Origin of the sequence: Nocardia veterana NBRC 100344 (assembly GCF_000308855.1) — a bacterium.
Lineage (GTDB): Bacteria > Actinomycetota > Actinomycetes > Mycobacteriales > Mycobacteriaceae > Nocardia > Nocardia veterana.
This window is the reverse complement of sequence record NZ_BAGM01000076.1, coordinates 88,413-96,844: the sequence shown is the minus strand read 5'-3', so window position 1 is coordinate 96,844 and position 8,432 is coordinate 88,413. Positions and strand designations below refer to the sequence as shown.

Sequence of the window (8,432 nt, the reverse complement as noted above, 5' to 3'; positions counted from 1 at the left end):
GGCGCCCGGATCCGCGCGGCCGGGCCGGTCGCGCAGCAGCCGGTCGACGAGCACCCGGGTATCGGGCACGAACGGCCAGTCGGGATCGGACAGCCGGGCGCGCAATTCGGCATCGGTCCACCACCAGCCCGCCGCGATCTCTTCGGGCTGGTGAGTGATCGGACCGTCGGAGCGCACCTCGTACGCGAAGAGGTGACACCGCATCGGCCGTCCCGCCCACTGCCCGTCCCACGCCGCGCGGGCCAGCAGGCGGGCATCGGCCGCAGCCACAACGATTCCCAGCTCCTCGCCCAGTTCGCGCACCGCGGCGGCAGCGGGATCCTCACCCGGACCGAGCACCCCGCCGGCGAGGCAGTCGTGCATACCGGCGAACACCATCTTGGTATCGGTGCGGCGATGCACGTAGATGCGCCGTCCGTCCAGCGATCGCACCAGGACGCCGGCGCTCGCATGCCACAATCCCTCGGCATACACCACTGCGCGCTCGGCGCTGCCGGTCCGGTGGCCGAGGTCGTCGTAGACGGCGATGATCTCACCCATTCCGGTCAGCCTAGGCGGCGGGCGCACGAGTCCGGGGTAGGTGGTATCCGGCCGACGTGGGTGGTGATGATGGTAGGGAGGAGACGGAGGTGAACCGGCATGGTGATCGATCTGAACAGCGACCTCGGTGAGGGGTTCGGGGCGTGGACGATGGGCGACGATGCCGCCCTGCTCGATATCGTCACCAGCGCCAACATCGCCTGCGGATTTCATGCCGGGGATCCGGTGATCATGCGCCGCACCTGCGAGCTGGCCGTCGCACACGGGGTACGGATCGGTGCGCACATCTCCTACCGCGACCTCGCGGGCTTCGGCCGGCGGGCGATGGCCGTCTCTCCGGCGGAGCTCACGGCGGAATCGCTGTATCAGATCGGTGCGCTGGACGCCTGCGCGCGCGCTGCCGGCGATCGCGTGCGCTACGTGAAACCCCATGGTGCGCTGTACCATTCGGCAGCATCGGACCGGTCGACGGCGGAGGCCGTGGTGGCGGCGCTGGCGGCGTTCGGTGGGCTGAGCCTGCTCGGTCCGGCCGACTCCGAGCTCTCGGCGGCCGCGGCGGCGGCCGGAATTCCGTTCCACGCCGAAGGTTTCGCCGACCGCGCCTACACCCCGCAGGGCCGGCTGGTGCCGCGCGGACAGTCAGGGGCGGTACTGGCGGCCGACGCCGCGCTGCGGCAGGCGGTGTCGATCGCGGTGGACGGACGGGCCCGGACCGTCACCGGTGAGCCGGTTGCGGTACGCGTGCGGAGCCTGTGCGTCCACGGCGATTCCCCCGACGCCGTGCGCATGGCCCGGTCGATCCGGCAGTCGCTGCTGGACCAGGGCGTCGAGTTGCGGAGCTTCGAATGACCGCCGTGACCGTGCGGCCGGCGGGAGACCGGGCGCTCCTGCTCGAACCCGACGATGCCGCGCAGTTGCCGGTTCTGCTCGATCAGCTGCGCCACGCCCCCATCGACGGCGTGGCCGATCTGCTGCCCGCGGCGACCACCGTCCTGCTGACCCTGCGCGCGGGTGCCGACGTCGCCGTGATCGAGAACCGGCTGCGCACCCTGGTGCTGGACTCCGGTACCGCCGACCACGCCGGCACCGCGGCGGACCCGGTGACCGTCCCGGTGCGGTACGACGGTCCCGACCTCGCCGCGGCCGCCGATCTGCTGGGCATCACGACCCGCGAACTCGTCGATCGGCACACCGGAGCCGAATGGTATTGCGCCTTCATCGGATTCGCGCCGGGCTTCGGATATCTGCAGGCGCCGCGGGCGCAGCTGACGGTACCGCGGCGGGCCCAGGCGCGCACCGTCGTCCCCGCTGGGTCGGTGGCTCTGGCGGGTGGTTACAGCGCGATCTATCCCCGCAGCTCACCGGGTGGCTGGCAGTTGATCGGGCGGACCGACCTGGCGCTGTGGGATCAGGACCGGCCGGAGCCGGCGCTGCTGCGGGCCGGCACCCGGGTCCGATTCGTGGCGGTGGAGCGGTGACCACCGCGCGCCCGCCGGCCCGGATGCGGGTGCTCGAGCCCGGCGCGTCGAGCACCGTGCAGGATCTGGGCCGGCCGGGCTGGTTCCACGCCGGAGTCGGCGTCTCGGGAGCGGTGGACCGGCGGGCGCTGCGGTTGGCGAACCGCCTGGTGGGCAACCCGGAGGGAGCCGCCGCGGTGGAATGTGTGCTCGGCGGGCTCGCTGTGGAGTTCGACGCCCCCGCTGTGGTGGCGGTGACGGGTGCGCCGGTGCCGATCACGGTCGCCGGTCGTCGCGAGCCGCCGGCCTCGGTGTTGTTCGTCGAGCCGGGGCAGTCGATCCGCCTCGGCACCGCCGTCACCGGCCTGCGCTGCTATCTCGCCGTGCGCGGCGGATTCGCGGTGGCGCCGGTACTCGGCTCCCGCAGCCGGGACACGCTGGCCGGCCTCGGCCCCGAGCCCCTGCGGCGCGGTGATCTGCTGCCGGTAGGGGCACCACCGCGGGGCTGGCCGTCGGTCGATCTCGCCCCGATCGTCCCGCTCACCGGCGGCACCCTCCGCGCCCGGGTACGCCTCGGGCCACGCGCGGATTGGTTCCGCAATCCCGCCGATCTGTTCACCGGCGCGTGGCAGATCTCCACGGAAATCGACCGGATCGGTGTCCGGCTGGATCGGCACGCCGAGGCGCCACCGCTGCAGCGCGTCCACGACGGCGAATTGCCCACCGAGGGAATGGCTTTGGGAGCCATTCAGGTCCCGCCGGCGGGCCGTCCGGTGGTGTTGCTGGCCGATCACCCCATCACCGGCGGGTATCCGGTGGTCGGCACGGTCATCGATGCCGATGTGGATCTGTTCGGGCAGGCGCGACCCGGGCAGCTGGTCGAATTCCGGCCCTGGACACCGTGATCCGTCGTTCGGACGGGTCCGGCATACCTCTCGAGGCTGATCCGGAATCGGCCTGCGGGCCGACTACACAGGGTATTCCGGGCCGATAGGTTCACAGACGTCCTGTGAACGCCGCGACCGAGGAGCGTGCCGGTGGCCGAGATACTCGAATCCGAGCCGGTGTCGCCCGTGCAAGCGGGGTCGGCGCCGCTTCCGCGCCCGGCGTGGGCGGTGGTCGGGCCGATCGCCGCGGCCGGTGGAGCGGCCTTGCTGTTCGCCGCCTCCGAATACGGCTATTTCGGTGACGAACTCTATTTCCTCGCCGCCGGGCGGCGGCCGGCCTGGGGTTACGCCGATCAGGGCCCCGCGCTGCCGCTGTTGGCCAGAATGATGGACGTTCTCGTCCCGGGCTCGTATCCGGCGCTGCGCCTGCCGGCGGTGTTGATCACCGTGGCGGCAATCGTGCTGTGCGCCATGATCGCTCGCGAGTTCGGCGGCGGCCGGGGTGCACAGGCCGTCGCCGCGCTGGGTTACGCCTGTTCACCGTTTCTGCTGCTGCAGGGCGCCATGTTGACCACCAACGCGCTCGACACCGCGTTGTGGGTGCTGATCACCTGGTTGGTGGTGCGTTGGGTGCGAACCCGCCGCGACGGGCTGTTGCTGGCCGCCGGAGTGGTGACGGCGATCGATCTCGAGATCAAATGGTTGATCCCGTTCTTCTGGGTCGCGGTGGCGCTGGGCTGTGTCGTGGCCGGGCCCCGAGCCCTGGTGTGCCGCCCGCTGCTCTGGGCCGGCGGCGCGCTGACGGCGCTCGCGGCGCTCCCGCAGCTGATCTGGCAGGCCCGCCACGGCTGGCCGCAGCTGGCAATGGGCGCCGAGATCGCTGCCGAACAGGCGATCCTGGGCGGGCGGCTGCTGTTCGTACCGATGTCGCTGATCCTGGCGGGGATCCTCGGCGCGCCGCTGCTGCTGTGTGGTCTCGTCGCGTTGCTGATCTGGAAACCGTTGCGCCCCTACCGCTTCCTCGCCGTCGCCCTGATTCTGGTGGAGCTGGCCTTCCTGATCACCGGTGGGCGGGTGTACTACCCGTCCGGCATGTACGCGGTGGTGATGGCGGCCGGGGCGGTGGCTCTGGTGGACCGGCTGGGCAGCCGGTCGACCGTGCGGCGCCGGGTCGGTACGGGGCTCACCGGTGTCGTGGCCGCTGTCGCCGTGGCCTCCATCGTGCTGTCGTTGCCGTGGAAACCGGCCTCGGCGATCGAGCCGCCGCGCGACGAGGTCGCGGCCGCCGTGGCGATCGGGACCTACGGTCAGTTCGGCTGGCCGGAGCTCACCGCGGCGGTCACGGCCGCGTACCGGAACCTGCCGGCGGAATCCCGCGGCAGCGCCGTGGTGATCACGGATACCTATTGGCAGGCAAGCGCTCTGGACCAGTTCGGTCGCTCGGATCTGCCGCCGATCTACAGTCCCAGTCGCGGCTTCGGCTATTTCGGCGCCCCGCCCGACAGCGCCGCGACCGCCCTGATCGTCGGTGGTGACGAGGCGGATCTGCGCGCCCGGTGTGCCTCGCTCACCCCGGTCGGCAGGGTCGACACCCGGCTCGGCTTCGTCGGCAACACCAGGGATGTCACGATCTTCGACTGCACCGGACCGAAGCAACCGTGGTCGCGGATGTGGCCGGAGTGGATGCACCTGTGAGTTCGGTACCCCGGCCTCGCTGCGCGTGCACCGGCACGGGTGCGGAGCCAACCACTGGGTGAGCGCGTCGCACAGCCCGCCGGCACTCGCGTCGTCGGTGGCCCGGAGACGTACCGGTCGGGGCGCAGCAGCATCGCCGTCGGTGGAGCCTCGAGATCACGCAGGCCGTGTCCCCGGCTCCCACGCGTGGTCGGCGAGCAGGGGACCCGCAGCGTCGCCGGCACCGCCTCTCATCGCGTGATCGGCGCGCTAGGGTTTTCGGCTATGACATCCGGACAAACGCAGATCTGGCACAACCCTCGCTGTTCCAAGAGCCGCGCGGCCAAAAGCGCGCTGGACGCGGCCGGAGTGGCCTACATCGAGCGGCAGTATCTCGACGATCCGCCGACCGCCGACGATCTTCGACAGGTGCTGGCGCAACTGGGGCTGGAGCCCTGGGACATCACTCGCACCGGGGAACCGGAGGCGAAGGAGCTCGGAATGGCCGGCTGGTCGCGCACCGAGGCCGATCGGGACCGATGGATCGAGACACTGGCGAGCAATCCGAAGCTGATTCAGCGTCCGATCGTGGTCACCCCCGACGGCCGGGCCGTTGTCGCGCGGGACGAGGAATCGCTGAAATCGGTGCTGTAGCCCGCCGCGGTGCACGCGGCAGGCGGCCGAGTCCGGCTGCGCGACAACCGGTTCGGTGTGGCAGGGGATTACCCGACAGGTAATCGACCGGGCGCGCGGACTCCGACATGCTCGTCGTATGAGCGAATACGAAACCAGCAGCACCTACGAAGCGGTCGCCCAGCGCTACATCGACACCTGGAACGAAGCCGACGCCTCGGCCCGTCGCAAACTGCTCGACGAGCTGTATCGGCCGGATGCCACCTACACCGATCCGCTCGCGGCCGTCGCCGGAGTCGCCGCGATCGACGAGATGATCGCCGGCGTGCGAGAACAGTTCGCCGGTATGGCGTTCGGGCTCGGGCCGGTCGACGGGCACCACGACCAGCTGCGGTTCACCTGGACCCTGGGTACTCCCGGCGCCGAGCCGCTGATCGTGGGCTTCGATGTGGTCGTGCTCGACGGTGATCGCATCGCGCGCGTGCACGGATTCCTGGACAAGGTCCCGGGCTGAGAATCCGTCTGCTCAGCGAAAATCCTTGTCGGCCAGGGGAAACGGCGGTCGCCCGACGCCGGTGATCCGCAGATTTCCCCACGGGTCGCGCTCCTGCAGTCTTCCCGGCGCGGGTTCCGCACCGGGGAGGCGCAGGACGACGGCCGCGCGACCCGGATCGGGTAGTGCGTCGGGATCGGTCGCGCTCAGGCGGCCGTACCAGTGGTAGCGGCCGTCGATCGGATCGGGATGGCCGTTCAAGGTGGCCGTCACCGCGATATCGGCACCCGGTGTATCGAGGACCGCCGGACCCGAGTATTCGTGAGCGGCGGTCCGGTCGGCGGCCACGGTGAGCTCGAAATGGGCGCGATCTGGCCGGGGGAGCCGGCGGCGCACACCGGGATTCGCCGCCCACCGCCGGGCGGATTCGTGCTGTACCGCATGCCGCACCCGGATTCGGGTGCATCCGGCGCGTCGCATCGCGACGATGCACCGCGCGATGTATTCGGCTCGATCGGCGATCGGGTGGCGCGGCCACTGCACGTCGGTGGGCGGATGTGTCCAGAACAGGTTCGGCAGGCCGTGCACCGCGATGCCGAGGTGGGCGGCCGGGCCCCGGACGACCGTGCGCAGGTCGTTGCCGTCGAGGCCGCGCACCCGGCCGGGATCGAGTGTGTGGTCGGCGAGGACGACGACCGACGCCGTCGAGATGCCGTCGGTCGTGTGCAAGCGCCACAGGTCCTGCGCGTCGTCGAAGTCCATCGTGTGGACCGCGTCGGGGCGGCCCGGGGCATCGGCCACCGGTACGGAACCGAGCACGCACGCGTCGTGAATGCCGTTGCCGCGCAATGCCGATATCACGACCGGTGCGGCGGGCCGGGCGGCCAGGACGGCGACACCGGCTGGGGCGGTGGCGCAGCGCCGGCGGGCGGTCATGCGAGGAATCCCCGTCGGCGCCAGATCCGCTTGCCGATCGGGCCGAGCAGGCCGTGTTCGTCGAGAAAGGCGCCGAGGTCCGCCGCGCCGGCCGCCAGGGCGCGGTGGGCGTGCGGGTTGTCGAGTGCGGCCCGTCTGGCCACCCGGGCGTCCAGGCCGGCTCGCGTGTACATGTGCCGATTGGTGATCAGGCGAACGAACAGCGGGGCGGCCACCGCAACGCACATCCGCACGTACAGCAGCTCGGGCCGCGACATCGAGGGCACCCGGCGGGCCAGCGAATCCCGCGCGAAGCCGATGTGGCGGGCTTCCTCGGTGACGTGCACGCGGAACGCGCGGGCGACCAGCGGCTGCAACTGCGGATCGTCGATGGTGCGGCGCTGCAGCGCGTCGAAGATCTCCTCGCCGACCAGCGCGCCCACCCACACCATGGGGCCGTGCAGAATCAGTTGCAGGGACGAAATCGCCAGGCGGGCAGGTGCTTTCGGCCAGTACGGGCGGGCGTCGATGCGATCGATCAGGGTGCCGAACATGGTCATGTGCCGGCATTCGTCGCCCATCTCGGTGAGCGTGTACCGCGACCGGTGCGAGGTCGGATCGCCGTTCATCAACTCGCGCAACAACAATCGGTTCAGCAGGTTCTCGAACCAGATGCCCACCGAGAGGATGTTGGCCAGTTCCTGACGCGACAGTTCGCGGCGCTGCTGCGGCGACATGCGCTCCCAGAGTTCGGTGCCGTAGAGGGAGACGACCTCCGGGGGCAGGAACAGTTTGTCGGGATCCAGCGGCGCGTCCCAGTCCAGATCGACCACGGGGTCGTAGGACTTGCGCACCGAACCCAGCAGGAGTCGCTGGGCGAAGGCGTCTTGCGGCAGCAGGGTGGCGTCGTTGCCCATATCTGCGCTCCAAACGATCGACTTACCGAGACATGGTGTAACACAAATATTAGTGAGACGGCGTGTATCGGTCAATACCGGACGGGTATCGTTGATCTGTGAGCGAGTCCCGTGCCGAGCCCTCCACGCGGTCGTCGCAACGGTCCGCGGCGGCGCCGGTGGACGGTCGCAGCACGCGCTGGAACGGGCATAAACAACGCCGCCGCGCCGAGGTCATCGAGGCGGCGGTCGAGGTGATCGAGGACAACGGCGCCGAGGTCTCGGTGCAGCAGATCGCCGACCGGCTCGGCCTGCCGCGGCCGGTGGTGTACCGGCATTTCGACGGCCGCACCGATCTGGACGAGCAGATCCGCGGCCGGATTCTGGAATCGCTGCTCGCGCAACTTCTTCCGACCCTGCGCCTGGACGGGACGGTCAAGGACGCGGTGCGCGGCGCGGTCGGCACCTACGTGGGCTGGGTTGCCGCCCATCCACATCTGCACCGTTTCCTGGCCGCCGGTGCGCCGCACGGTGATTCGTCGCAGGCCTTGGCCGGGGCGCGGGACCGGATCGGCACCCGGCTGGCGGATCTGTTCGCCACCGCCGCCGCGCGGATCGGTATCGACCCGTTGCGGGCGCGGCCGATGGCCTTCGGGATCGTCGGATTCGTCGATGCCGTGGTCAACAGCTGGCGCGCGGAAACGGCCGCCACGCTGGGCTCCGAGCAGATCGAGGCGATCGTGACCGAATCGGTACTCGGCCTGCTGGAGAGCAATGCGCGCAGCGTCGGGGTGGCGCTGGACCGGGACGCCACCGTCGCCGACCTGATGGCATCGCGGGCCGTACCGGACTCGCTGGTCGCCAACTGAATTCGCCCGGCGGACGCCGCCGGGTCCCGCCGACCGCCCCCCCGGGCGGCCCCGGGAATCCGGCCCGT

Annotated in this window: 10 protein-coding genes; 7 read left to right on the top strand and 3 right to left on the bottom strand. The window is 70.8% G+C overall.

Features of this window, described 5'->3' with window-relative positions; all coding sequences use genetic code 11:
• Nucleotides 1-540 (bottom strand): NUDIX hydrolase (locus ON37_RS13565; protein WP_083892967.1); only part of this gene is annotated, 540 nt, incomplete at its 3' end.
• 99 nt (nt 541-639) lie between these two features.
• Between ON37_RS13565 and ON37_RS13560 the strand changes: the two genes are divergently transcribed.
• The 6 genes from ON37_RS13560 (at nt 640) to ON37_RS13535 (ending at nt 5,705) form a co-directional block, all read left to right on the top strand.
• The gene (locus ON37_RS13560) at nt 640-1,389 is read left to right on the top strand and encodes a LamB/YcsF family protein (protein WP_040719559.1); all 750 of its coding nucleotides are present in this window, start codon (nt 640-642) and stop codon (nt 1,387-1,389) included.
• Nucleotides 1,386-2,018, top strand: a complete 633-nt coding sequence (locus ON37_RS13555) for a 5-oxoprolinase subunit B family protein (RefSeq protein ID WP_040719558.1) — start codon at nt 1,386-1,388, stop codon at nt 2,016-2,018. The genes ON37_RS13560 and ON37_RS13555 overlap by 4 nt, the downstream gene beginning before the upstream one ends.
• Nucleotides 2,019-2,041: 23 nt before the next feature.
• Complete coding sequence (locus ON37_RS13550) at nt 2,042-2,902, top strand: 5-oxoprolinase subunit C family protein (RefSeq protein WP_040719598.1); 861 nt, start codon at nt 2,042-2,044, stop codon at nt 2,900-2,902.
• A 132-nt stretch (nt 2,903-3,034) separates the two neighbouring features.
• Nucleotides 3,035-4,579, top strand: coding sequence for a glycosyltransferase family 39 protein (locus tag ON37_RS13545; RefSeq protein ID WP_245553186.1), 1,545 nt, complete (start codon nt 3,035-3,037; stop codon nt 4,577-4,579).
• A 264-nt stretch (nt 4,580-4,843) separates the two neighbouring features.
• Nucleotides 4,844-5,212, top strand: coding sequence for an arsenate reductase family protein (locus tag ON37_RS13540; protein ID WP_040719556.1), 369 nt, complete (start codon nt 4,844-4,846; stop codon nt 5,210-5,212).
• A gap of 118 nt (nt 5,213-5,330) precedes the next feature.
• The gene (locus ON37_RS13535; protein ID WP_040719553.1) at nt 5,331-5,705 is read left to right on the top strand and encodes a nuclear transport factor 2 family protein; all 375 of its coding nucleotides are present in this window, start codon (nt 5,331-5,333) and stop codon (nt 5,703-5,705) included.
• A gap of 12 nt (nt 5,706-5,717) precedes the next feature.
• Here ON37_RS13535 and ON37_RS34145 read toward each other — a convergent pair whose 3' ends face one another.
• Nucleotides 5,718-6,620, bottom strand: coding sequence for a DUF4873 domain-containing protein (locus ON37_RS34145; RefSeq protein ID WP_083892966.1), 903 nt, complete (start codon nt 6,618-6,620; stop codon nt 5,718-5,720).
• A complete protein-coding gene (locus ON37_RS13525) occupies nt 6,617-7,516 on the bottom strand; it encodes an AurF N-oxygenase family protein (RefSeq protein WP_051031557.1) in 900 nt (299 codons plus the stop codon). Before ON37_RS13525 ends, ON37_RS34145 begins: the two co-directional genes overlap by 4 nt.
• A 98-nt stretch (nt 7,517-7,614) precedes the next feature.
• Here ON37_RS13525 and ON37_RS13520 point away from each other — a divergent pair, with 98 nt between their 5' ends.
• The gene (locus tag ON37_RS13520) at nt 7,615-8,364 is read left to right on the top strand and encodes a TetR/AcrR family transcriptional regulator (RefSeq protein WP_051031556.1); all 750 of its coding nucleotides are present in this window, start codon (nt 7,615-7,617) and stop codon (nt 8,362-8,364) included.
• Nucleotides 8,365-8,432 lie beyond the last annotated feature (68 nt).